This is a genomic window from Lentzea sp. NPDC042327 (genome assembly GCF_040647275.1).
In the GTDB taxonomy this organism is placed as follows: Bacteria; Actinomycetota; Actinomycetes; order Mycobacteriales; family Pseudonocardiaceae; genus Lentzea.
In genome coordinates this window covers 43,050-68,263 of record NZ_JBEZBX010000024.1, presented here as the reverse complement: position 1 = coordinate 68,263, position 25,214 = coordinate 43,050, and the positions used below count along the sequence as shown (strand labels likewise).

Annotated in this window: 19 protein-coding genes; 14 read left to right on the top strand and 5 right to left on the bottom strand. The window is 70.4% G+C overall.

Translation table 11 applies throughout. The annotated features are described in order from the left end of the window. The first annotated feature begins 285 nt into the window (after positions 1-285). Entirely contained in the window at positions 286-1,524 is a 1,239-nt protein-coding gene (locus AB0A63_RS37670) for a glycosyltransferase family 2 protein (protein ID WP_360400533.1), read from the top strand. On the opposite strand, the gene AB0A63_RS37665 is transcribed toward AB0A63_RS37670, so the two are convergent. Further along, positions 1,486-2,574, bottom strand: coding sequence for a hypothetical protein (locus tag AB0A63_RS37665; RefSeq protein WP_360400530.1), 1,089 nt, complete (start codon positions 2,572-2,574; stop codon positions 1,486-1,488). The genes AB0A63_RS37670 and AB0A63_RS37665 overlap by 39 nt on opposite strands. Positions 2,575-3,856: 1,282 nt before the next feature. On the opposite strand from AB0A63_RS37665, the gene AB0A63_RS37660 reads away from it, so the two are divergent. The 4 genes from AB0A63_RS37660 to lysA all read left to right on the top strand — a co-directional run bounded on the left by AB0A63_RS37660 (position 3,857) and on the right by lysA (position 9,987). Beyond that, entirely contained in the window at positions 3,857-6,106 is a 2,250-nt protein-coding gene (locus AB0A63_RS37660; protein ID WP_360400527.1) for a collagenase, read from the top strand. A gap of 231 nt (positions 6,107-6,337) precedes the next feature. Further along, on the top strand, positions 6,338-7,780 hold the full coding sequence (locus AB0A63_RS37655; protein ID WP_360400524.1) for an NAD(P)/FAD-dependent oxidoreductase: 1,443 nt from the start codon (positions 6,338-6,340) through the stop codon (positions 7,778-7,780). Positions 7,781-8,038: 258 nt separating this feature from the next. Further along, the gene (locus tag AB0A63_RS37650) at positions 8,039-8,494 is read left to right on the top strand and encodes a hypothetical protein (protein WP_360400521.1); all 456 of its coding nucleotides are present in this window, start codon (positions 8,039-8,041) and stop codon (positions 8,492-8,494) included. 179 nt (positions 8,495-8,673) lie between these two features. Beyond that, entirely contained in the window at positions 8,674-9,987 is a 1,314-nt protein-coding gene (gene lysA / locus AB0A63_RS37645; RefSeq protein ID WP_360400518.1) for a diaminopimelate decarboxylase, read from the top strand. Between the two features lie 131 nt (positions 9,988-10,118). Here the strand turns inward: lysA and sph are convergent, their stop codons facing one another. Beyond that, entirely contained in the window at positions 10,119-11,051 is a 933-nt protein-coding gene (gene sph, locus AB0A63_RS37640; protein WP_360400515.1) for a sphingomyelin phosphodiesterase, read from the bottom strand. A 113-nt stretch (positions 11,052-11,164) separates the two neighbouring features. On the opposite strand from sph, the gene AB0A63_RS37635 reads away from it, so the two are divergent. After that, on the top strand, positions 11,165-11,626 hold the full coding sequence (locus AB0A63_RS37635) for a hypothetical protein (RefSeq protein WP_360400512.1): 462 nt from the start codon (positions 11,165-11,167) through the stop codon (positions 11,624-11,626). 5 nt (positions 11,627-11,631) lie between these two features. Here AB0A63_RS37635 and AB0A63_RS37630 read toward each other — a convergent pair whose 3' ends face one another. Continuing rightward, positions 11,632-12,255 carry a helix-turn-helix domain-containing protein gene (locus tag AB0A63_RS37630; protein WP_360400509.1) on the bottom strand — a complete coding sequence of 208 codons (624 nt, stop codon included), beginning with the start codon at positions 12,253-12,255 and terminating at the stop codon, positions 11,632-11,634. A 58-nt stretch (positions 12,256-12,313) separates the two neighbouring features. Here AB0A63_RS37630 and AB0A63_RS37625 point away from each other — a divergent pair, with 58 nt between their 5' ends. Beyond that, positions 12,314-13,261 carry an NAD(P)-dependent alcohol dehydrogenase gene (locus tag AB0A63_RS37625; RefSeq protein WP_360400506.1) on the top strand — a complete coding sequence of 316 codons (948 nt, stop codon included), beginning with the start codon at positions 12,314-12,316 and terminating at the stop codon, positions 13,259-13,261. A 13-nt stretch (positions 13,262-13,274) separates the two neighbouring features. Here AB0A63_RS37625 and AB0A63_RS37620 read toward each other — a convergent pair whose 3' ends face one another. Further along, on the bottom strand, positions 13,275-13,865 hold the full coding sequence (locus AB0A63_RS37620) for a bifunctional 4-hydroxy-2-oxoglutarate aldolase/2-dehydro-3-deoxy-phosphogluconate aldolase (protein ID WP_360400503.1): 591 nt from the start codon (positions 13,863-13,865) through the stop codon (positions 13,275-13,277). A 113-nt stretch (positions 13,866-13,978) separates the two neighbouring features. Between AB0A63_RS37620 and AB0A63_RS37615 the strand changes: the two genes are divergently transcribed. Further along, complete coding sequence (locus AB0A63_RS37615) at positions 13,979-14,839, top strand: NYN domain-containing protein (protein ID WP_360400500.1); 861 nt, start codon at positions 13,979-13,981, stop codon at positions 14,837-14,839. 58 nt (positions 14,840-14,897) lie between these two features. Beyond that, the gene (locus AB0A63_RS37610) at positions 14,898-16,115 is read left to right on the top strand and encodes a GDSL-type esterase/lipase family protein (protein WP_360400497.1); all 1,218 of its coding nucleotides are present in this window, start codon (positions 14,898-14,900) and stop codon (positions 16,113-16,115) included. 2 nt (positions 16,116-16,117) lie between these two features. Here the strand turns inward: AB0A63_RS37610 and AB0A63_RS37605 are convergent, their stop codons facing one another. Beyond that, positions 16,118-17,020, bottom strand: coding sequence for an NAD(P)/FAD-dependent oxidoreductase (locus tag AB0A63_RS37605; protein ID WP_360400494.1), 903 nt, complete (start codon positions 17,018-17,020; stop codon positions 16,118-16,120). A 48-nt stretch (positions 17,021-17,068) separates the two neighbouring features. Here AB0A63_RS37605 and AB0A63_RS37600 point away from each other — a divergent pair, with 48 nt between their 5' ends. From AB0A63_RS37600 to AB0A63_RS37580, 5 genes are all read left to right on the top strand, one after another. Further along, entirely contained in the window at positions 17,069-17,638 is a 570-nt protein-coding gene (locus AB0A63_RS37600; protein WP_360400491.1) for an XRE family transcriptional regulator, read from the top strand. A gap of 163 nt (positions 17,639-17,801) precedes the next feature. Next, on the top strand, positions 17,802-18,566 hold the full coding sequence (locus tag AB0A63_RS37595; RefSeq protein WP_360400488.1) for a class I SAM-dependent methyltransferase: 765 nt from the start codon (positions 17,802-17,804) through the stop codon (positions 18,564-18,566). A 158-nt stretch (positions 18,567-18,724) separates the two neighbouring features. After that, positions 18,725-21,817 carry a PA14 domain-containing protein gene (locus tag AB0A63_RS37590; protein WP_360400485.1) on the top strand — a complete coding sequence of 1,031 codons (3,093 nt, stop codon included), beginning with the start codon at positions 18,725-18,727 and terminating at the stop codon, positions 21,815-21,817. 40 nt (positions 21,818-21,857) lie between these two features. Continuing rightward, the gene (locus AB0A63_RS37585; RefSeq protein WP_360400482.1) at positions 21,858-22,871 is read left to right on the top strand and encodes a LacI family DNA-binding transcriptional regulator; all 1,014 of its coding nucleotides are present in this window, start codon (positions 21,858-21,860) and stop codon (positions 22,869-22,871) included. A 102-nt stretch (positions 22,872-22,973) separates the two neighbouring features. Beyond that, positions 22,974-25,166, top strand: coding sequence for a discoidin domain-containing protein (locus AB0A63_RS37580; protein ID WP_360400479.1), 2,193 nt, complete (start codon positions 22,974-22,976; stop codon positions 25,164-25,166). Positions 25,167-25,214 lie beyond the last annotated feature (48 nt).

Genomic DNA, 25,214 nt, shown 5'->3' with positions numbered 1-25,214 from the left:
GGGAACACGCCGGTGGTCTGATCTCCCTCGGCCGGGCAGGTGATTCGGTGTCGCATTCGGTGAGCCTGAGCTGCGGCGTCCCGCTTCGCGGTCACGGTTGGTGACGGCGCTTTCCGATCGCGGTCCTACCTGATCGAGGTATCGCTACCCAGCGGCTGAACCGGCAATGCTGTGTAGTAGGACGCGACGTGGGGAGGGTTATGTCCTTGCTGGCCAGCACTGGCATCGGTGCGGTCCTGTTGACGGTGTCGGCATTGGTTCGAATCGGATTGGGGACACCCTCGAATGAGGGCGGAAGACGCACACCTGAAGCTGACCGAAGGCGAACGGAAGACGGTCACGGGCCATTTCGGGGAAAGGGCGTGGTCGCACTTCCCGAGCAGCGTGTCGTTGGTGATCCCGGCACACAACGAGGAGGCGTCAATCGCGGGGACAATCAAATCCTGCCGCGCACAGAGCCATCCGATTGACCAGATCATCGTGGTCGCGGACAACTGTTCCGACCGCACCGCCGACATCGCCCGCGGTCTGGGCGTGGTCGTCATAGAAGGCAAAGGCGGGTCGAAGGCGGCGGCGCAGAACATGGCCCTGCCCAGGATCACCAGCGACGCCGTCGTCGCGCTCGACGCCGACGCCACCCTGTCCCCTCGCGCGGTGGAGCAGATGATGGCCACCCTGCGCCGCGGCTACGCCGGAACCTGCCCCTCGGCCATGCCCCGCGACACCGACACCCCCTACAGCCGCTACCGCACGCTCTACCACGCCATCGCCAACGGCTGGATCCGGCCACTCCAAGACGTGTTCCACCGGCAGTTGGTCCTGAGCGGCATGGCCAACTGCCACCGCACCGACGTGCTGCGCGAGGTCGGCGGCTACCCCGACGACAACATCACCGAGGACTTCAACCTCACCTGGACCCTGCACCGCCTCGGTCACCGCGTCGCCTTCACCCCCGAAGCGTTCGTCTACACCGGCGAACCCACCTCGCTGTCCGAGCTGCTCTCCCAGATGCACCGCTGGACCGCCGGGTTCGCCCAGACCATGGTCAAGCACCGTGCTCCGGTCATGGACGGCGGAGCGTTCATCATCGTCGCCTCCCAGGTCGTCGACTCCCTCGTCGGCGGCATGGCCATCTGCACCCTGCCCCTCTACGTGGCCCGCCACGGCGTGGTGCGCGGGCTGCGCAGCTGGTGGAGTCCACTGTGGATCGTGGTCACCGTCGCCTCGGTCGCGGTCGCGGTCCGGCAGCTCGGATGGCGCACCACGGTGAAATGCCTGCCCAGCTGGATCGTCCTGCAAAACCTCACCGGACCGCTGAACGCCTGGTGGCTGTTCCGCGAGTGGGTCCTGGGCCGCAGCCTGACCACCTGGACCGGCCGCCACGGCCGACGACCCGCGCTGACCCCGGTCACCACACGTCGGAAGGCAGTGCTGATCGCGGCCGCCGTCGCCGGCGCGCTGCTCGGCGTGCGGTCCTGGCGGCGCTCAACCGACCCGGCGCCGCAACGGCGTCGGCAGCGATGAGACGACACCGTGCAGGGCGGAGGCCGGGAACCTGTGGCGGAAGCCGTCCAGCTCCCACTGGCACGCCTCGGCCGCACGCCGCAGCAACCTCGCCCGCCCCGCCTGTCCGTGAGCAGGGCGCGTGGCCCGGTCGGACCAGGTCCTGACCGCGGCCTCCGCCAGCATCGATGCCCCCGCCGCCGCGAATCCCGCGTACCGCCGCGCGCCACGTCCCTCCGGCACCTCGCCCACCACGCGGTGCAGCACCCGCCGCACCGCCTCCGCCGTCACCGCCTGCGCCAACCAGTTCACCCCGACCTCGGCCGCCGCCGAACCACCCCGCCCCGTGCGCCGGGCCCGTTCGGCGGCCACCCGCAGCACCGGCGCCAGCGCCGACCACAACGGCACCACCGCCTGCCGCCCAGGCTCCTCGCCGACGACGCTGACCGGGATCAGCCCAACCGAGCCGGGCGCGTTGCGCCACCCCGATGACCGCCGTGCCGCCGCCGCGAAACCGGGCACCTCCGCCAGCGCGTCACGAACCTGCTCCAACGTGGCACGCCCCTCCAGCAGGTCCCACTTGGTCACCACGAACCGCACGACCTTGCCCCGGCCGGCGGCCAGCTTCCACACCCCGGACATGGTGTGCTCGAAGAACGCGCGCTCACCGCCGAGCAGGGCCGCGACCCGCGCGCCGTCCAGGACGCACAGCACCGCATCAGCCCTGCGGACGCGCGCGGCCAACGTCCGGCTCACCGGATGCCCGTCCACCGTGACGCACGAGCCGTCGTAGTCGACCAGTCCCACCTCGTACAACGGCTCCCCGTCGTCACACCACGCCTCGAAGCACAGGTCCACCCACACGTCGCGGTCGGTGGCCGCGGGCCACCCCGACCCGTCGGCCCGCACCAAGCCCCACGTCTGGTCCAGCCTCAAGGTGGTGGTCGGATCCGCGCTGAGCACGGGGACCGCGTCAGACGAGTGCGTGTCGAGCCCTTGCTTCATCGCGGCCAGCAGACATGTCTTGCCGGAGCCGGCCGGACCGATCGGAACGATGTCGATGAACGGCACGATCGGCACCGTAACGACTCCGGCCGGCTCCGGCAGCCCTCGGCGCCACCGCACCGCTCACCCTCCGCTTTCGCCTACACGCCAACCGGGTTCGATCGGTGGGCAAGACGGCGAAGACGACACCGAACAGGCATGCCGCTGCCGCCCGTGGCGACTTCCGGCGCGTGGCCGATCACCCGAGAGGCGGAAGCCTTGCTTGAGAGGGCGATCCGCCCTGCTCGGGCGGCTCAAGCTGAATTCCCTCTGCGGAAAGTGCGGCAGTGAGGGAGCTTTCAGAAGGCGGTCGAGTCGGTCGGCCTCAGCCAGTCGATGTGTACGCTATCGGTAACACGCCCAGCCTTGCGCGTGGTTCTGCTCAAGTACCGCATACGCCTCTCCGCCGTACTGCAACCTGCAGGCGTGGTTGAGATCCATGTCCCGCACGGCGTAGGTCGCCCAGCCGAAGGGCGGGCCCACCCACATCGAGTCCACGCAGCGCCATCCCCTCGCGTGGTTCTCCACCAGGTAGGCGATGCTGGCGTCCCCCGGATTGACTGTTCTCTGACAGTAGGCGCCCAGGTCGATGCCGCCGAGGCGAGTGGCCGCCGACGCCGACGGAGCCATGCCGGCCGATCCTGACGTGACCACGACCGTGACGGCCGCTGCGCTCAACCACTTCCGTACACCCACGTCAGCCCCATCTCGTCGCCTTGTCGTCCCGCCTTTTAGCGGACCGGAAGCAAGTCTGCCCCTCGTCAGGCACGAACTGGACGAAACGCCGAATTTGTCCTGTAACTGTCCACAGCGTGTCCCCAGGCACCAACCGCTGCACCTGCTCCGGCCCCAACGGCTGCCAGGTCTGCCCTGGAAGCAGTCCTCATAGCACGGCCCTATCGGTGTTCGGCATGAACGTTGACTATCGCGCTGTGTGACGCTGCGCACACGGAACGGTCCCTGCCATAGCCGTCACGGTCGTGTTCGAGCGACCGATGTTGAAGGACAAGCCATGACATCATTGAGAATTCGACGATGCGTGTGGACGACCCTGCTCGTCGTCATCGTCACGTTGGGTTACAGCATCAGTGCCGGATCTGCCGGTGCGGCGCCGGCTTCCGGCACTGCGGAAAGCAGCAACCGAGCGCAAGCGCCTGCCCCTGTCGGCCGCCCGCTGGCGGCCAGTGATCGACATGTCGCGAAGACCCCGCTGCCGGTCGATGGACGGGCACCGAGGCCGGCGTTCGAGGCCGAGTCACGGCGCGACTACAACGCGCCGGAGGAAGTCCGCGCTCCTGAGCCGCCCTCGATGCGCGATCGCCGATCCGCGGCGGCCGTGTGCAGCGTCGCCGACTTCACCAGCCGAACCGGCGTGGCGCTGGTCGACAAGATCCGGAGCTCGACGACCGACTGCGTGAACTCCCTGTTCAACCTCACCGGGTCGGATGCCTACCACGCGTTCCGTGAAGCGCAGATGGTCAGCGTTGCCCATGGGTTGCGCGACAACGGAACGACCTATCCGGGGAACAACTCCACGGGCACGGCGCAGTTGGTCCTGTACTTGCGGGCCGGGTACTACGTGCACTGGTACAACCAGTCCACGGTCGGGACGTACGGCCCGGCCCTGCAGACGGCCATCCAGGCCGGTCTGGACGGGTTCTTCGGCAGTTCCCGGGCTTTCGAGGTCAGCGACGCCAACGGTGAGGTGTTGGCCGAGGCGATCACGCTGATCGACAGCGCCGAGCAGAACGCGCGCTACCTGAACGTCGTCAAGCGGATGTTGACGGGCTACAACACCTCGTACGACGCCTCCTGGTGGATGCTGAACGCGGTCAACAACGTGTACACCGTCCTCTTCCGGGGGCATCAGGTTCCGGAGTTCGTGTCGGCGGTGCAGCGCGACACCAGCGTGCTGGACACGTTGTACAACTTCGCGTCGAGCCACCTGGGGCTGCTCTCCGGGCAGCAGGGCTACCTCACGTCCAACGCGGGCCGGGAGCTCGGGCGGTTCTCGCAGTACTCCTCGCTGCGCGTGACCGTGCAGCCCAAGGTCAAGGGCTTGCTCGGCATGTCGTCGATCACGGGTCCGACCGCGCCGCTGTGGGTCGGGGTGGCGGAGATGACCGATGCCTACGACAAGCCGAACTGCGCTTACTACGACACCTGCGACCTGCAGGCCCGGTTGATGGCCGCGGTGTTGCCGATCACCCACCGGTGCAGTGCGTCGCTGAACATCCGGGCCCAGGAGATGACCAGCGCGCAACTGCGTGACACCTGTGTGAGTCTGGCGAACCAGGACGCCTACTTCCACAACGTGGTCAGGGACCCAGGTCCGGTGGCCAACGACTACAACACGACGCTTGAGGTCGTGGTGTACGACTCCAGCACGGACTACCAGACCTACGCGGGTGCGCAGTTCGGCATCGACACCAACAACGGTGGCATGTACCTGGAGGGCAATCCGGCCGCGTCGGGCAACCAGCCGCGGTTCATCGCCTACGAGGCGGAGTGGCTGCGCCCGCAGTTCGCGATCTGGAACCTCAACCACGAGTACACCCACTACCTCGACGGCCGGTTCAACATGTACGGCGACTTCGGCGCCGGAACGACCACGCCGACGATCTGGTGGATCGAAGGGTTCGCCGAGTACATCTCCTACCACTACCGCAACATCAACTACGACGCCGCGATCACCGAGGCCGGGCGGCGCACCTACGCGCTGAGCACGCTGTTCGACACGACCTACTCCCACGACACCACACGCGTGTACCGGTGGGGCTACCTCGCCGTGCGCTACATGCTCCAGTCCCACCCCGCCGACATGACCGCGGTGCTCAACCACTACCGCGCCGGCAACTGGAACGCCGCGCGCACCCTGCTCAAGAACACCATCGGCACCCGGTACGACACCGACTGGTACACCTGGCTGTCGGCCTGCGCGGCCGGCAACTGCGGCGGAGGCGGCGGCGGAAACCGGGCCCCCGTGGCGGAGTTCACCAGCACCGTCACCGGTCGCACGGTCACCTTCACCGACCGCTCCACCGACGCCGACGGCACCATCGCCTCCCGCCGGTGGGACTTCGGCGACGGAACCACCTCCACCGCCACCAACCCCACCAAGACCTACACCGCCGACGGCACCTACACCGTCGCTCTCACCGTCACCGACAACAGCGGTTCGACGGCGACGACCTCCAGGCAGGTCGCCATCGGCAACGGCGGCGGCACGGCCGAATGCACGGGCAGCGACCTGCGTGCGCTCGGCAAGAACTGCCAGCGTTCCAACAGGTCGGTCAGCAACGGCGACTACGACTACCTCTTCCTGTCCCTGCCCGCGGGCACGCCGCAGCTGCGGATCACAGCCTCGGGCGGAACCGGCAACTGCGACCTGTTCTTCAGCCCCAGCTCGTGGGCGACCACCGCGAACGCCACTCAGCGCTCGGCCGGTGGCGACAACACCGAAGCGATCACCGTGAGCAACCCGTCCTCCGGCTACGTCTACATCAGCCTGAAGGGCGAGACCGGCTGCTCGGGCGTCACCGTGGCAACCCAGTACTGACCGATCACCACCTGCCCGACACCATCACCGGTTGAGGCTGCGGCTCGGCGGGAACGCGTTCCGCCGAGCCGCACCTCCACCACCTGGGAAGAACGGCGAAGTCGAGTGGTTCCTGGACAACACCACCCCATCGTGTCGTAGTCCGGTGTTTGATTCGGCAGTACGGTCGAACCGAGGACGGCCGCCTCTCCTACCAGCTCAGGACGAAGACGGTGAGTGAGGGGTTCGGTCATGGCTTTGGACGTGCTCGACCTGTTGAAGGACGGGTTGCCGGAGAGTTCGGCGCCGAAGCGCCGGGTCGCGGTGGTCGGTGCCGGGATGGCGGGCTTGACGGCCGCCTTGCTGCTCAAGGAAGCCGGGCACGAGGTCACCGTCCTGGAAGGGCAGAACCGGTTGGGTGGGCGCATCCTCACCCACCGCGGGTTCGCGGGCGACATGTACGGCGAGTTCGGCGCGATGCGCTTCCCGGAGCAGCACCCCTTGGTGCAGTGGCTCATCAAGGACAAGTTCGGCCTCGCGACCAAGCCCTTCCCGATGTACGACGAGGACACGTTCATCTACCTGCAGGGCAAAGGCGTGCGGCGGCGCGACTTCGACGCGACCTCGTTCAACTTCGACCTGTCCACTGCAGAGGCCGACAAGGCACCGCACGAACTGCTGCGGCACACCGTGCAGCCGCTGATCGACCTGATGGAGAGCGAAGGCCCGGACAAGGCCTGGCAGAAGATCCTCGTCGACTACGACAAGTACACGCTGCTGGGCTACCTCAAGGAGCGCGGGCTCGGTGACGGCGCGCTGTCCATGCTCGGCCCGCTGTTCAACCTGGAGGGTCGCTACCACTTCTCGCTCGTCGAGTGGTTCTCCCACTACTACGAGGACGTCTTCGGCGATCTCACGTACATAGTGGACGGAGCAGAGTCGCTGCCCCGCGCGTTCGAGCCGTACCTGATGGACGACATCCGGCTCGGCGCGCAGGTGCACGGCATCGACCAGGACGAGAACGGGGTGCGCGTGCACTACCGCTCGGGTCGCCGATCGCACACCGTCGTCGCGGACGAGGTGGTGGTGACCGTGCCGTTCGCGGCCCTGCGGCACATGGAGATCCAGGGCCTCGACCCGGACAAGTGGTACGCGATCCGCAACACCTACTACGGCCGCGCGCACAAGCTGTTCATGCAGTTCAGCGAGCGGTGGTGGGAGAGCGCGTACGGCATCACGCACGGGCTCACGGTGACCGACCTGGCCATCCGCAACATCGTCTACCCGCCGGCCGGCCAGGACCCCCGCTACCGCAAGGGTGTGATGATCGCGTCCTACTGCTGGGAGCAGGACAGCATGCCCTACACGCCGCTGGCCGGAGAGGAGAGCGTGCAGCAGGCGCTGGAGGACCTGGTCAAGATCCACCCGGAGGCGCGGGACACCTTCGAGTTCGGCGTCTACAAGGACTGGGCGCTCGACTGGTACGCGTGCGGCATCGGCCCGCTGTTCCGCGCGTTCGAGATGAGCGAGGGCTTCTACGAGGACGTGATCCGGCCGGTGGGCCGGGTGTGGTTCGCCAACGACGCGTGCGACCGCCGCCACCGCCGCTGGGTGGAGGGTGCGCTCAAGGCCGCGGTGAAGAACGCCTTCGCCATCAACGAGGGGCTGCGCGACGAGGTGCCCTGGAAGGACTAGCCCGAGTTTCAGCCCGGGGCGGCGAAGTGCGGGCCTTGGTTGATCACGGATGAAGCCCTTGGACGATCGTTCTTCCTGTCGAGGGAGGAAGATCGCTGCCAAGGGCTTCAGCGTGCAGGATGCCGGTGAAACCGGTGTGGGCAGGGGCCCTTTCGGCGGGCGGGCACGCTGTGCGACGCGGTGTTGCGTGTGGGCTGGTGTCACCCGGTCGGGGACGGCAACGAGCCGGAGCGCGTCTACGGCCGCAGAATCGGACTCGTGGAGGCAACGGACAAGGTACTGCTGATCGACCTGGAGAACGTGGTCGGACCGAACCAGCCGCGTCCTCGCCTGCTGCGCGCGAGGGTGGGTGCGCTGGTGGCGGCGGCCGGGCCGGTTCATCACGTGATGGCCGGTTACAGCCATCCGGGCACGCACGAGGACCTCACGCTCAGCGTGCTGGCGGAGCTCGGGGTTGCCGCGTGCCGGGTGCCGCAGCACGCCAACGCCGCCGAACACGCCTTGCTGTGCCACGCGCGGTATGCCCACCAGCAGGGCTGCCGCAGCTTCGCCGTGGCGTCGGCTGATCGTGCGTTCACCGCGCTGGCCGATTACGGCGAGTTCGACGTCCTGATCTGGGAGGGCCAGCCGGTCGCTGCCAGGTTGGAGGCCTGCGCACACCGCGTGGTGCGCGTACCACGTCCGGTGCTCGCTCCGGTCGCCGCGGCTCGATGAACTGCACGGCGGGCGGGAGCACCTGGGCGCCGAGTCGTGCGGTACCACCTGCGCAACCGGTCGCCGATGTGGTCCGGGCCACCCGGCCCGTCAGGATCGCGTCAAAGCGGGCTCCCACCGTGTCAGGGACTCGTCGCGGGCCCTGACACCGCACCGGTGACCGGCGTGCAATCACCGGCATGACACTCGCTGAGTTGTTGCCCAGCACCGGATGCTCCACCGGACCGGTGCTGGAACAGGGCCTGTGGCCGGACGGAACCCGGCTCGACGGCGCTGACCTCGTCATCGGTGGAGTGCCCGTCTCGCGGCTGGCGGCCCAGTTCGGCACGCCGTGCCAGGTGCTGGACGAGGCGACGGTGCGTGCGCGGGCACGGGCGTTCGTCAGCACGCTGCCCGAGGCGGAGGTGGTGTTCGCGGGGAAGTCACTGCCGTGTCCCGAGGTGTACCGGTGGATGGCCGCCGAAGGGCTTTCGCTGGACGTGTCGTCCGCGGGGGAGCTGGCGCTGGCGCGGGTCGCGGGGTTTCCGGCCGCGCGGATCGTCCTGCACGGCAACGTGAAGACCGGTGAGGACCTCAAAGCCGCGCTCGCGTACGGGGTGTCGCGGGTCGTGGTCGACTCGTTCGACGAGATCGCCCAGCTCGGCTCCCTCGCCCGGCACGGGCAGGAGGTGATGGTGCGGGTGACGCCCGGTGTGGACGCGCAGACCCACGCCGCCATCGCCACCGGGGTGGAGGACCAGAAGTTCGGGTTCTCGCTGGCGTCCGGTGCGGCGCTGGAGGCGGTGCGGCGGGTGGTGGAACAGCCGTCGTTGCGGCTGGTCGGGGTGCACTGCCACATCGGGTCGCAGGTGCGGCACGTGGCGGCGTACGAGGAGGCGGTGCGGCGGATGGTCGGGTTGATCGCGTCGTGCGGGGTGCGGATCGAGCAGCTGGACCTGGGTGGCGGGTTCTGCGCGCCGTACCTGCCGGGGGAGCCGGCGTTCGACCTGGCCGGGTTCGCGCACCGGGTGCGGGTGGCGCTGAGCTACGAGTGCGGGGTGCACCGGGTGCCGGTGCCGCGGTTGCTCATCGAGCCGGGGCGGTCGATCGCCGCGACCGCCGGGGTGACGCTGTACCGGGTGTGCGCGGTGAAGCGGTCGGCGGCGAGGACGTTCGTGGCGGTGGACGGCGGGATGAGCGACAACCCGCGGCCCGCGTTGTACGGGGCGAAGTACGCGGTGCGGCTCGTCGGGCGAGGTGGCCGCCGGGCGCCGGTGACCGTGGTCGGGCGGCACTGCGAGGCCGGCGACGTGCTCGCGCAGGACGTGCCGCTGCCCGCGGACGTGCACGCCGGTGACCTGCTGGCGGTGCCCGTGACGGGTGCGTACCACCACGCGCTGGCGTCGAACTACAACCAGGTCGGCCGGCCGCCGGTCGTCGCGGTCCGCGACGGTGTGGCGCGGCCGGTCGTGCGGCGGGAGACCGAAGAAGACTTGCTGCGCCGGTACGTCTGAGCACCTGGCCAGAAGCCTTGCCCGCTCCCTGCTTGCAGACGCCAGCAGAGCAAGGGGCGGGGGACTTGGGGCGGCGAAGGCACAACAGCTGGCAACCTGCGTGAGCGAAGCGGCTGTGTTGCGGCGGGCGCTCAGCCCGTGGCGAAGACGGGGTAGTGGTCGGACAGGTCGGTGTAGGTGTGCTTGCGGCCCCACGACCAGATCGTCCACTCCGGACTCTTCACCCGCCGGGTCTCGTTGACCAGCGGAGGTCCCTGGACCGTGAGCACGTAGTCGAGGTGCTCCGAGGCGTACTCGGGCCCGTACTGGTCGCGGCAGACGCTGTTGTCGGAGCAGTCCCACGAGTACGGGTGCCCGGTGATCGCCGGCGTCCGCGCGCCCAGTTCGGTGACCATGCTCGCGAACTCGGCGCTCGCCCGGACGACGTTGAGGTCACCCGCGACGTAAACGGGTTCGGTGGCGGGGATGGCGCGTGCGGTGAGGAACGCCCTGATCTCGGCCCGCTGCTTGGCCCGGTACCCGCCCGGCGCGCTGGTGCAGGCCGAGTCCTCCGCCTGCAGGTGGGTGCCGATCACGTGCAGCGGCCCGCTCGGCGACTCGATGCGCACGTACGCGAACCCCTTGTTGGAGAACCAGTCCGCGCCACACGCGTCGCGGTAGACGTGCTGGACCCGCGTCGTGATCGGCCACCGGCTCAGCACCGCCACACCGCCGTCCTCGGGCGTCTCGTCGCGGTAGGCGCCGCTCGTGACGTCCCAGCCGGCCCGGCTGCGGCCCAGCACCGGCGTCTGGTGCGGGTAGGTGTCGCGCAGGTTGCCCAGCAGCCGGTCGGAGGCGGTGTTGTCGAAGGCCTCCTGCAGCACCACGACGTCCTGGCCGTTCAGCGTGCCGGTGCTGTCGATGAGGTCGGCGCGGGCGACCTGGCCCCAGTTGGGGTAGAGGTTCCGCGACAGCATGAAGACGTTGTAGGTGGCGATCTTCGGGGCGGCCGCGGCGGGGGCGGCGGTCGCCGGTGCCGCGGTGATCGCGAGCGCGACGGCGGCGGCGAGCGTGATCAGGCGCATGAGGGCCGATGGTGCAGTACGTGAAACTCCTTCACAACTGCTGGCGCATGGCCCGATGGTGTCGTATCGATTAAGTCCAGCCGACCGCTGCGCGTGGTCACTACGCTGGTGCGATGGGGGGGTTGCAGGCACGCAGGCGAGCCGGTGTGGTGGTCGGGGCGGTGGTGTTCGCGTCCGTGCTGGCCGGAGTGGTCGCGGCCATGCCGTCCGACGGGCCCGCGATCGAACGGGCTGAGGCGGAGGCGTTGCTCGACGAGGCGGTGCGGCTGGCCCCGGCGGGTGACCACGGCCGGTTCTGCGAGTCGGTCGCGCAGGTGCCCGGCATCTGCAGAGGGCTGGTGGACGACGCGCGCTCGTCGGGGCAGGCCCCGGGCGGTGATCGTCCTGTCGTCGTGTCGTTCGAACCTGACGCCGGGTCCACCGGTGGCTCCCGGGTAGCGGTTCTGCGCCTGCGGGCGACCAGCGCCGACCGGTCGGTCGTCGAGAGCGACTTCGCCGTGGTGCGGTCCGGTGACGGGCGGCTCGCCGGCCTCACGCCGGTGTACTGGTCCGGCGTGCGGTACTCGGCCCGATAACCGGCTCAGCTCAACGCCGCGTCGAGCGAGATGGTGACGGGACGAGGGAGCGGGCCGGCCCCTTCTGCGCGGAACGCCTGCAGCAGGTAGGCCACGAGCCGGTGGGAGGCGTCCGCGGTCGCCTCGGGCGTACTGGCCCGGATTCCGCCGTTCGCCTGCAGGACGAGGGCGAGGTCGGCCGGGTCGAAGTCGCGGCGCAGCGCACCGGCCGCCTGGGCGCGGCGTACCAGTTCCGCGAAGCCCCGCTCGGCCTGCTCGCGCAGCGTCCTGAACTCCACCGCGTGCGGGAAGGCCGTGATGAACGCCTTGGAGAACCCCTGGTCCCTGGCCTGCATCGCGCACACCTGGGTGATCACCCGGCAGAACGCGCGCCACGGGTCGGGGTCGGCGAGGGCGGTGTCGAGCAGGCCGACGCACTCGTGCATCTGCTCGGAGAACGCCTCCGCGACCAGGTCCTCCTTGGTCGGGAACCGGCGGTAGAGGGTCGCGACGCCGAGGCCGGCGCGGCGTGCGATCTCGCTCATCGGGACCGCCAGGCCTTCCGCCGCGAAGACCTCCCGTGCCGTGTCGAGAATCCTGGTCCGGTTGGCGGCGGCGTCCGTGCGCAAGCGAGGCGATGTCGTCGACACCCCTCTCACTTTAAGCGAAGTGGATGACACCGTCCGGTTCCGGTCGTAGAACTGGAGCATGGTTTCCACTTCGATGCGGCTCGCGACCTACGACCGGTACGGGCCCGCTGAGGTCCTGTCCGTGACCACCGGGCCCGTCCCGCGGCCACGCCCCGGTGAGGTCCTGGTCCGGGTGCGGGCCGTGTCGGTCAACGGCGGCGAGCTGGCGATGCGTGCCGGGCGGTTGCGCCCGTTCAGCGGCAAGAGCTTTCCCAAGCGGGTGGGCATCGACCTGGTCGGCGAGGTCGTCGCGCCGGAGAACAGCAGGTTCGCGGCGGGTGACCTGGTCTGGGGCGTGCTGGGGCGGCGGATGGGCTCGGCCGCGGAGTACGTGGCCGTACCGGCCGAGCGGCTCGACCACGTTCCCGCCGGGCTCGACGCCGTGCAGGCCGCCGCGTTGCCCGTCGGGACCACGGCGATCACCGCGTTGCGCGACCTGGCCGCGCTCGCGCCCGGTGAGCGGCTGCTCGTCCGGGGAGCGACGGGCGGCGTCGGCTACATCGCCGTGCAGCTCGGGAAGGCGATGGGGGCGCACGTCACCGGGTTGGCCAGTGCCAAGAACCTGGACCTGGTGACCGGGCTCGGAGCGGACGAGGCGGTCGACTACCGCGCGCCCGGCGATCTGGGGCGTTTCGACGTCGTGCTCGACACCGTCGGCACCGACCTGCCCGCCTTCCGCCGGTTGCTCACCCCGCGCGGGCGGCTGGTGGCGATCGCGTTCGACCTCGACCGCCCGGTCCGCTCACTGGGTTACATCGCGGCGCACGCGCTGCACCGCACCCGCTGGACCCGCTTCTTCAGCGGCAACCCGACCGCCCCGCTGATCGCCGAGCTCGGCCGCCTGGTCGCGACCGGGGCGATCCGCCCGCAGGTCGACCGGGTGTTCCCGCTGGCCGACATCGCTGCCGCGCACGGTGCGCTGGAGCACGGCGGTGTGCGGGGCAAGGTGGTCGTGCAGATCGACTGAACCACCCGTGGTGCTACGGCCGCAGCAGCGCCTGGAGCTCGGCCAACGGCGTGCGGGTGAGAGCCGACCCGACCCCGCATGCCACCGCACCCGCCGCGAGCCACGCGGGCACGTCGGCCGGTGCGACACCGCCCGTCGGCACCAGTGGTGCGTGCGGCAGCACGGCGAGCACGTCCTCGACCCACCGCGGGGTGGGCGCCGGGAACACCTTCACGGCGTCCGCGCCCGCTTCCAGCGCCTGGACCACCTCGGTGACGGTGGCGGCACCGGGCAGCACGGCGGCGCCGTAGCGGTGACCGGCGCGGATCACGGCCGGTTCGAGGTTGGGCGCCACCAGGAACCGGGCGCCCGCGCGGACGGCGGCGACGGCGGAGGTCTCGTCCAGCACGGAACCGGCGCCGATGGTGGCGTCCGGGTGGCTCGCGCGCAGCTCGCGGATGGCGTCCAGCGCGCCGGGGTTGGTCAGCGGGAGCTCCAGCGACGTGAGGCCCGCGTCCAGCAACGGGACGGCGGCCTTCACCGCGGACTCGGCGTCGGTGGTGCGGACGATCGCGATGATGCCCTGCCGCACGACCGCCTGCGTGATCTCGTAGCGGTAGCTCACGCTCGCCACCCTACTGACCATCAACTGTGGACTGTTCCCGGCGCGGAGCCGGGACGCGCGCTGCCGGGGTCGGGCGATCCGTACGCCCTGACCGGGTCGGTAATGTCTGTCCGATGGGGATCGTCCGCATCGGCGTGTTCTACGACGGCACGTGGTTCGCCTACCTCAGCGACTTCTACGCCACCGCGCACCGGAGGGCGGCGCGGATCTCGGTGGACGGGCTGCACGACGCCGTGCGCTGGTTCGTCCACGCCGAGACCGGCCGGCCGCTCGACGAGTGCGTGGTCGCGGAGGCCCACTACGTGCGCGGCCGCATCGAGACCCCGGCGGCGTCGTTCGACGCGGTGCTGAACGCCGCCGGGATCACGCGGCACGACATGCCGTTGCACGGCGGCAAGGAGAAGGGCGTCGACGTCCACCTCGCGCTGGAGGCCTGGGACCGGGCGACCACCGTGCCGCTGGACTGGGTCGTCCTGCTCACCGGTGACGCGGACTTCGCGCCGCTGGTGACCAGGCTGACCGCGCGCGGCGTGCACGTGGTGCTGCCGGTGGTGGACGTGCGGTCGGGGGAGGACATGCCCTCGTGGACCCCGCGCACCGCCGCGCCGTTGCGGGCCGCGACGCCGTTCACGCCGGGGTTCGACGAGCTGTTCGCGCCCGGTGACCAGCCGGACTACCCGCTGCGCCGGGCGTTCGTGCGCTCGTCGGAGGCGGTGGCGTCACCGGTCGGCGCACCGCGCGGCCGCCGCAGGGGCACGGTCGCGACCTGGAAGTCCGGGCAGTCGCACGGCTTCATCACCGACTCCAAGGGCGGGTCGTGGTTCGTCTCGCGCGACGACCTGCCGGAGGGGCTGACGCTGCTGCTGGCGGGAACACCGGTGTCGTTCACCGGATCGCCGGTGCCGATGGCGGGCCGCAAGTACCCGCGGGCGCAGTCCGTGCGGCTCGGCGACGTGCCGCCACCGGCCAAGTGAGACGGCTGTGACACAGCACATGATTACAGCACGTGCGTGAGTGGGCACTCTACGGCGCATGGATTTACCCATCCAGGTGATCGCCGTCGTGCTCGCCGCTGTCCTCGCGCCCGCCGCCCCCGAGGCCGGTCGGCCCGGCTGGTTCACCTCGTGGGCGCAGTCGCAGCAAAACCTCGCCCCGGTCGCCGTGCGCGACCAGTCGCTGCGGATGATCACGCACCTCAGCCAGGGCGGCAGCGCCGTGCGGGTCAGGCTGCAGAACACGTTCGGGCGGCAGCCGCTGACCGTCGACCGCACCACCGCGGGGCTCAGCACCGGTGACGCGGCGGTCTCCCGGCCGGTGGACGTCACGTTCGGCGGGCGCCGGAGCGTGACCATCCCGGCCGGTGGCGAGGTGTGGAGCGACCGGACCCCGCTCGACACGGCGCCGGGCACCGACCTCGCGGTCAGCACGTACGTCAGCGGCGACGTCGTCCCCGGCCGGCACGAGTCGGCGTTCCGCGACAACTACCTCACCCCGGCGGGCTCGGGTGACCACACGGCCGACACCGGCGCCGCCGCCTACACCGAACGCGTCCAGTCGACGTACCTCGTCAGCGCCGTGGACGTGTTCAACCCGCGGCTGCGGGGGACGATCGTGCCGTTCGGCAGCTCGGTGGTCGACGGCGTCGGCAGCACGAACTGCGGTCCGGGCTGCACCGAGCCCGGCACGAACAAGCGCTGGACGGACGTGCTCGCACGGCGGATCGTGGCCGAACTGCCCGCCGACCAGCAGTTGGCCGTGGCCAACGCGGGCGTCAGCGGCACGACGAGCGCCGTCTGCCCGAGGACACCGGATGCGTTCGTCGGACTCGATGCGTTGTCACGGCTGGAAAGGGACGTTCTCGCGCTGCACGGCGTCACCGACGTCATTTACTACTACGGCACGAACGACATCGCGAACGGCTGCACGGCCAACGACATCGTCACCAGCTATCGCGCCGTGTTCGACCGTCTGCGCAAGGCCGGTATCGACGTGCACGTCACGCCGATCACGCCGCGACCCGGTTACAGCGACCAGAACAACGTGGACCGGCACACCGTCAACGACTTCGTGAAGCGCGGCGGCGACTGCTCCGGCACCTGCGCCGAGGTCGTGGACCTCGACCAGGTGCTGGAGGACCCGCTGCGGCCCAACAGCATCAACCCGCTCTACGACACCGGCGACGGCGTGCACGCGAACATCAGGGGACAGCAGGCGATCGCCGACTACGTGGCGCTGAAGTCGTTCCGCTGACCTCAGTGCAGCAGGTCGGCGTTGATGTGCGCGCCCGCGAGCGCTCCGGCCGCGGCGGACGCGCCGACCTGCGCGGTGGGGTCGGTGGCGTTGCCCGCGACCCACACGCCCGGCACGTCGGTGGTGCCCGCCGCGCCGCTGACGAACCGGCGGCCCAGCCCGTTGGGCAGGTCCTCCACCGGCAGGCCGAGCCCCTCGACGCCCTCGGTGCGGGCGAGCATCCTGGTGACGACGGCGATCACCCGGCGCGGCACGACCTCGCCGTCGGTGAGCCGGACGCCGCTGATGTCGTCGCCGTCGGACTCGACCTCCGCGACGGGCGTGTCCACGACCCGGATGCCCTTCGCGGCGAAGCTCGCGCGGGTCTCGGCGTCGAGCCCCGTGCCGTTCGCGAAGTAGACGAGGTCGTCGGTGAGCTGCCGGAACAGCAGCGCGTGGTGCACCGACGCCGGGCCGACCGCGAGCACGCCGATCGGTTCGTCGCGCACCTCCCAGCCGTGGCAGTACGGGCAGTGCACCAGGCCGCGGCCCCAGTGGCGGGCCAGGCCGGGCACGTCGGGGAGCACGTCGCGCAGCCCGGTGGCGACGAGCAGCCGGCGGGCGTGCAGGACCCGGCCGTCCCTCAGCGTGACGGTGAAGCCGTCCTGCACCCGTGCGGTCGCCGCGACCTCGCCGGCGATGATCTGCCCGCCGTAGCCCTCGACCTCCTCGCGGCCGCGTTTGAGCAGGTGGGCGGGCGGGATGCCGTCGTGGCCGAGGAGGCCGTGCACGCCGTGAGCGGGCGCGTTGCGGGGCGTGCCGCTGTCGACCACGGCAACGGTGCGGCGGGAACGGGCCAGCACGAGGGCGCCGCTCAGTCCGGCGGCACCACCGCCGATCACCACGGCGTCGAAGTTCTTCGTCATGGCACCGACGGTAGGTGCGCCTTGCGGATCGAGCATACGATCGTGCGCATGACGCAAGAAGATGGCGAGCTGGACAGCCTCGTGCGCAAACGGATCCGCGCGCTGCGGCTCGCGCAGGGCTGGTCGCTGGAGGAGCTGGCGACCCGCGCGCGGCTGAGCCCGTCCTCGCTCAGCCGCATCGAGAACGGTCAGCGCCGCCTCGCCCTCGACCAGCTCGTCGTGCTCGCGCGGGCGCTGGACACCTCGCTGGACCAGCTCGTCGAGACCGACACCGAGGACGTGATCGTCAGCCCGCTGATCGACGGCGCGCACGGCCAGATGCGCTGGCCGATCAGGGCCGAGCCCGGCATCACCGTCATCCGCCAGCGCATGACCACCCCGCCGCCGGACAGCCCCTCGGGCCTGCGAGCGCACTCCGGGCACGAGTGGCTCGTCGTGCTGTCCGGGACCGCGATCCTGCTGCTGGGCAACCGCCGGTACCGCGTGGAGACCAACCAGGCCGCCGAGTTCCCGACGATGCTGCCGCACGCCATCGGCACCGCAGGCGGGCCATGCGAGGTCATGGGCATCTTCGACCGCGAGGCGCGGCGGGGACACAACGAGCGGAAGACGGGCTGATCTTGCGCTTCCGGCAGGGCTGAGGACGACCTGTTTGCTTCCTGCGCAAGATGCCGTGCACCTGACGCACGGCGGTCCTAGTTTGGGCTGTATGAACCACGAGCACGGACACGGACACGGACACGGCGCTGGTCACGGCCACAGCCACAGCCATGATCACGGGATGGCGGACATCCTCGACCTCGACGCCGAGGTGGTCGCCGAGCACACCGCCGACCTCATCCGGTGGCTGCCCGTCGACCGCCCCCGCCAGGTCGTGGACCTGGGCTGCGGCACCGGCGCCGGCACGTTCGCGCTGCTGGCCGAGTTCCCGGAGGCGCACGTCACCGCGGTCGACACGGACGTCGACCACCTGCGGCGCTTGCGCGATAAGGCCTGCGAGCTCGGCCTCGCCGACCGCGTGACCACCGTCCAGGCCGACCTGGACACCACCTGGCCCGACCTCGGCACCCCGGACCTGGTGTGGGCATCGGCCTCGATGCACCACATGGCCGACCCCGCACGCGCCCTGCGCCAGGTCCACGACGTCCTCGCTCCGGGCGGCCTGTTCGCGGTCGTCGAGCTCGCCGGCTTCCCCCGCTTCCTCGGCACCGACCTCGAAGACCGCATCCACGCCGCCAGCGACCGCCGCCACGCCGACCTCGTCCCGCACCGCGGCGCCGACTGGGGCCCGAAGCTGACCGCCGCCGGCTTCACCGTGGAGGCCGAGCGCACCCTCGCCATCCACCTCCCGCAGTCCGAAGTGGTCGGTCGCTACGCACTGGCCGGCCTGCGGCGGATGCGCGGCACCGTCGACGACGTGCTGTCCGCGGAGGACCTGGCCGCGTTCGACGACCTCCTCGACCCGCACAGCCCCACCGGTCTGCTGCACCGCACCGATCTGGCCGTGCGCACCGAACGTTCCGTATGGGCCGCACGGAAGGCATAGCTCACGGGGGTGACGATCGGCGCCGCTGCCTGTCCGGCAACTTGTCCGGTTTGACATGCCTGATACCTCCGAACGGCCGTAGCAGGGACTCCGAACCCTGTGCGTGGATGTATGGGAGCGCTCTTACAACGTTGTAAATTCGAAGGGGAATCTCGCCGATGAGGAAAGCCGCCCCCGCACTCCTCGCCCTGCTGCTCACACTGGGCGTCATGCCAGGAACACCACCGGCCGGCGCCGCCGAGCCCGTGCACGGGCTGAAGGGCGAGTACTTCAGCATGTCGGCGCCGGGGGCCAGGGACTTCGCGAACCTCGCCGGCACGGTGCTCGACGCCGAGGTCAACCACTCGGACCTCACCTCGACGTTCGGGTTCCTGGCCGGGCGCACCGAGCACACGACGGCGCGGTGGACCGGGCAGATCGCGGTGCCGCAGACCGGTGACTACACGTTCCACGCCATCGGGGACAACGGGTTCCGGCTCTTCGTGGACGGGCAGCCGGTCATCGACCACTGGGTGGGGGACTGGGACCGCGAGCAGACCAGTGCGCCGGTCGCGCTCACCGCGGGGCGCCAGTACGACTTCCGGCTGGAGATGTTCCAGGACGTCGGCGGCGCCAACATGTACCTGCGCTGGTCGAGCGCGACCACGCCGAAGCAGATCGTGCCGGAGTCCGCGTTCACGCCGCCCGCGGACTTCCGGGTCGTGCCGCGCAGCGCGCAGGTCTCGAAGGACGGGCGGACGCTCACCGCGGACTTCGACGGGCGCGTCACGGGGACGTCCGACCTCAGGGAGCACCTGCGGGTCGAGGTCGACGCCACGCCGATGCCGGTCTCGGTCGTCACGGCCAGCCGCGGCAGGGTGACCGTGCGGCTCGCGGAGGAAGTGCTCAAGAGCCAGCGGGTGAAGATCTACTACGACGGTGCCGGTGCGCTCGCCGTGGACGGGCGGAAGGTCGAGAAGACGGCCCGCACGGTGAAGAACACCTCGGCCGAGCGGCTCAGGACGCCGTGGGGCGAGAACTTCGACGCGCGCAACCCCTTGCCGGAGTACCCGCGGCCGCAGCTCGAACGCGACCGGTGGCTCAACCTCAACGGGCCGTGGGAGTTCGCGGGTGCCAAGGCCGGTGAGCAGCCGCGGTTCGGCAAGAAGCTGCCGGAGAAGATCATCGTGCCGTACCCGGTCGAGTCGCAGCTCTCCGGCCTCGAACGGCACGAGGACCACATGTTCTACCGCAGGACCGTCACCGTGCCGCACGACTGGCGGATCGGCAGCGGGCAGCGGCTCAAGCTCAACTTCGGCGCCGTCGACTACCAGGCCAAGGTCTGGGTGAACGGCACGCTGGTCGCCGAGCACACCGGCGGCTACACGGCGTTCAGCGCGGACATCACCGATGCCCTCAAGCGCGGTGAGCAGGAGATCGTCGTCGCCGTCACCGACACCACCGGCCCGCACCAGCCCAAGGGCAAGCAGTCGCCCAACCCCAGCGGCATCTTCTACACGCCGTCGTCGGGCATCTGGCAGACCGTGTGGCTGGAACCGGTCGCGGACAAGGGCATCGACGGGATCAAGACGACCCCGGACCTGGCCATCGGCACGCTCACGGTCAACGTGCGGTCCGCCGGCACCGGGACCGTCACGGCCGTCGCCCGCGACGCCAGGGGCAAGCAGGTCGGCACCGTCACCGGGCCGGCGAACGCGGACCTGGCGCTGCCCGTGCCGAACGCGCACCTGTGGACGCCGGACGACCCGTACCTCTACAAGCTCGACGTCACGCTCGGCAAGGACAAGGTCAAGAGCTACTTCGGCATGCGCTCGACCGGCATCGCGAACGTCGGCGGCACGCCCAAGCTGACCCTCAACGGCCAGCCGGTCTTCAACCTCATGCAGCTCGACCAGGGCTTCTACCCGGACGGCCTGAACACCGCGCCCAGTGACGAGGCGCTGGTCTTCGACCTGAAGGCGCAGAAGGACCTCGGCTTCAACGCGGTGCGCAAGCACATCAAGGCGGAGCCCGCCCGCTGGTACTACCACGCGGACCGGCTCGGACTGCTGGTGTGGCAGGACTTCGTGTCGCTGGAGGACGGCAACGACCCCGGCGCGCAGCAGGCCTTCGTCAGCCAGGGCCGCGAGCTGATGGAGCAGCTGCACAACTACCCGTCCATCTACGCCTGGATCGTGTTCAACGAGGGCTGGGGCGAGTGGGACCGCACGGTCACCGGCCAGATCACCGACCAGGTCAAGGCCGCCGACCCGAGCCGGATCGTCAACGCCCACAGCGGCGTGAACTGCTGCGCGTCCAAGGGCGACAGCGGCAGGGGTGACGTGCTCGACCACCACGACTACAACAACACCGACCCGGCCCGCCCGGACGGCAAGCGCGTCGTGGTGGACGGCGAGCACGGCGGCTTCACGCTGCGCACGCCGGGGCACCAGTGGCCGGGCGCGCCGATCGCGATCTACAGCGGTGTGGCGGACAAGGCGGCGCTGACGGCGAAGTACGTCGACAACACCCGCACGTTCTACCTCGGCCAGGCCCGCGCCGAGCTGTCCGCGTCGGTCTACACCCAGGTCACGGACCTGGAGGGCGAGCTCAACGGCCTGTGGACCTACGACCGCAAGCGCATCAAGGTCGCCCCCGGTCCCGTCCGCGAGATCAACCGGCGCGTCATCGAGGCCGGGGCGAACGCGGGCAAGCCGTACCCGTACGCGGGCAGCGGCGAGTGGAAGCTCGACGAGACCAGGGGAGCCGTCGCCGAGGACTCGACCGGCAAGAACCCGCTCACGCTCAGCCCGACCGGCGCCACCTGGAAGGACGGCGCGCTGCAGTTCCACAACGGCTCGGCGGACACCTACGGCCCGGTGGTCGACACGACCGGCGACTACGCGGTGTCCGCGAAGGTGCGGCTCGACGAGGTGCCCGGCAACTACGCCACCGCCGTCAGCCAGGACGGCCGCGAGCGGGAGAACCCCTTCTACCTGCAGTACGGGCAGGGCGCGTTCGCGTTCAGCACGCCGGGCGGCAACCGGGCCCGGTTCGAGACCACGCCGGAGATCGGCCGCTGGTACGAGCTGAAGGGCGAGCGCAGGGGTGGCGAGATCCGGCTCTACGTGGACGGTGCGCTGGTCGCCACCGCGGCGGCGGGTCCGGCGGTCGTGAGCACCGGCGCGTTCACCGTGGGACGGGCCAAGTACAACGGCCAGAACGTCGACTTCTGGCCTGGCGCGATCAAGGACGTGCGCGTCACGTCCTGATGTTGGGAGAACGCTCTCCCTGCGTGGTACAACCGGTGGCATGAGCAAGAGCGCACCCACGTTGGAGGACGTCGCCAGAGTTGCGGGTGTCTCGCGCGCGACCGTGTCGCGCGTGGTCAACGGCACCCGCAACGTCGACCCGCAGCTCCAGGAGACGGTGCGCAGCGCGATCGAGCAGACCGGGTACTCGCCCAACCGGGCGGCCCGGTCCCTCGTGACCCGCAGGACCGGCACGGTCGCGCTGGTGATCTCCGGTGCCGGCGGCGGGTCGGACGTGTTCACCGACCCGTTCTTCGGCCGAGTCGCGGCGGGCGTGGTCGACTTCCTGCGCCCGCACAGCGTGCACCCGGTGCTCATGCTCGCCGACTCCGAACCGGCCAGGACCGAGGTGGTCGAGTTCCTGCGGCAGGGCAGTGCCGACGGCGCGCTGCTCGTCACCACCCACCCCGCCGACCCGTTGCCGGCCCGGCTGCTGGCCGCCGGGGTGCCCTCGGTGCTCTACGCCCGGCCCGGCGCGCCCACGCCCGTCAGCTACGTCGACATGGACCACCGCGCGGGCGGGCGGCTCGCGGCCGACCACCTGGTGGCGTCCGGGCGCACGGACGTCGTCACCATCTCCGGCCCGCTCGACGTGCTGGCGAGCCAGGACCGGCTCGCGGGGTTCCGCGATGCCATGGCCCGCCACGGTTTCCCGTACGTGCCGAGCGCGGAGGGCGGGTTCACGGCGGAGAGCGGCGGGGCCGCGATGACCCGGCTGCTCACCGAGCACCCCGACCTCGACGGCGTCTTCGCCGCCAACGACCTGATGGCGCAGGCGGCGGTGTTCGTCATCCAGGAGCACGGGCTGCGCGTCCCCGACGACGTGGCGGTCGTGGGCTTCGACGACAGCACGCCCGCGCTCGCGTGCCGCCCGCAGCTCACGACCGTGCGGCAGCCGGTCGAGCAGATGGCCGCCGCGATGGCCGAGCTGCTGCTCACCGACCTGGAAAAACCGGGACAACGCCCGAGATCCGTCATCTTCGAACCGGAACTCGTCGTCCGCGCCTCTGCTTGATTGACCTGTCCGACACACGGGGTTAACGTTCGGGAGAGCGCTCTCACGGCGACCGGTCGCCACCCGTCCCGGGCTCAACGCCCCTTCGTGTCAGGCAGGATCATGGGCATACCCCTGTCCAGGGTGGCCGCGCTCTCCGCCGCCGCCCTGTGTCTCGTGACCACCGTCAGCGCCACGACCTCGACCTCCGCCGGTGCCGCCGCGTGCGGCACCGCCAACGTCGCCCTCAACAAGACCGCCACGGCGTCCTCGACCGAGAACGGTGGCACCCCGGCGTCCGCCGCCGTCGACGGCAACGCGGGTTCGCGGTGGTCGTCGCAGTTCTCCGACCCGCAGTGGTTGCAGGTCGACCTCGGCTCCACGCAGCAGGTCTGCCGGGTGACCCTGGCCTGGGAGGGGGCGTACGGCAAGGCGTTCCAGGTGCAGGTGAGCAACAACGCGAGCTCCTGGAGCACCCTGTACTCGACCACGACCGGTACCGGGGGCACGCAGGCGCTCGACGTCAACGGTTCTGGCCGGTACGTGCGGGTGCTGGGCACCCAGCGCGGCACCGGGTACGGCTACTCGTTGTGGGAGCTGAGCGTCAACGCGGTGACCGACTCCACCGGGGTGCCGCCGACGGACCCGCGGAACCCGGACTTCGGGCCGAACGTGTTCGTGTACGGGCCGGGGTCGTCGCAGTCGGAGATGCAGTCGCGGCTGGACGCGATCTCCGCGCAGATGAAGACCAACCAGTTCGGCCCGCAGCGCTACGCCGTGTTGTTCAAGCCGGGCAGCTACAACGCCGATGTGAACCTGCGGTTCTACACGCAGGTCGCGGGTCTGGGGCTGAACCCGGACGACGTGAACATCAACGGCCACATCCGGGTCGAGGCCGACTGGTTGCAGCAGGGCGACGACCCGAACAACCTCGGCAACGCGACGCAGAACTTCTGGCGTGGCGCGGAGAACCTGTCGGTGACGCTGCCGGCCAACCAGATCGAACGCTGGGCGGTGTCGCAGGCCACGGCGTACCGGCGGATGCACCTGCGTGGCCAGGCGCACCTGTGGAACGGCTACGACGGCTGGGCCAGCGGTGGCCTGATCGTCGACAGCAAGATCGACGGCGTGGTCGTCTCCGGTTCGCAGCAGCAGTTCCTGACCCGCAACAGCAACCTCGCGGGCGGCTGGTCCGGCTCGGTGTGGAACATGGTGTTCGCCGGTACGCAGGGCGCCCCCGCCGACCACTTCCCGAACCCGTCGCACACGACCGTGGACACCTCTCCGGTGACGCGCGAGAAGCCGTACCTGTACCTCGACGGCTCCGGTGAGTACCGGGTCTTCCTGCCCGCGCTGCGCACCAACTCCCGCGGCACCAGCTGGGAGAACGGCAACCCCGGCACGTCGGTGTCGCTGGCGGACTTCTTCATCGTCAAGCCCGGCACGCCGGTCGCGACCACCAACGCCGCACTGGCCCAGGGCAAGCACCTGCTGCTCACGCCCGGTGTGCACCAGGTCGACGACACGATCCGCATCACCCGCCCGAACACCGTCGTGCTCGGCCTGGGCCTCGCCACGCTGACGCCGACCACCGGGAAGGCCGCGCTCACCACGTCCGATGTGGACGGTGTACGGCTGGCCGGCTTCCTGGTCGACGCCGGCGTGCAGAACTCCCCGGTGCTGCTGGAGATCGGTGACGCCGGCACCGCGGACCACTCGGCGAACCCGACCTCGCTGCACGACGTGTACCTGCGCGTCGGCGGTTCCCAGGCGGGCAAGGCGACGGTCAGCATGCGGGTCAACAGCCGCAACACGATCATCGACCACACCTGGGTCTGGCGCGCCGACCACGGCGAGGGCGTCAGCTGGACCGCCAACCCCGGCCAGAACGGCGTGGTCGTCAACGGCGACAACGTCATCGCCTACGGCCTGTTCGTCGAGCACTACCAGCAGCACAACCTGATCTGGAACGGCAACGGCGGCCGGGTGTACCTCTACCAGAACGAGCTGCCGTACGACCCGCCGAACCAGGCGGCGTGGATGAACGGCTCCAAGCGCGGCTGGGCCGGCTACAAGGTCGCCGACTCGGTGACCACGCACCAGGCGTTCGGCGTCGGCGTGTACTGCTTCAACCAGGCCAACCCGAGCGTGGTCACGGACAACGCGTTCGAGGCGCCGAACCGGACGGGTGTGCGGTTCACGCACCTGGTCGCGGTGTCGCTGGGCGGTGTGGGCACGATCGCCAACGTCATCAACGGCACCGGCGGGCAGGCGGACCTCGCGAACCAGGTCCGCTACGTCGTGAGCTACCCCTGACAGCGGGATGAGCGCCTGACGGGCGCCGCGGCCACCCCGGTCGCGGCG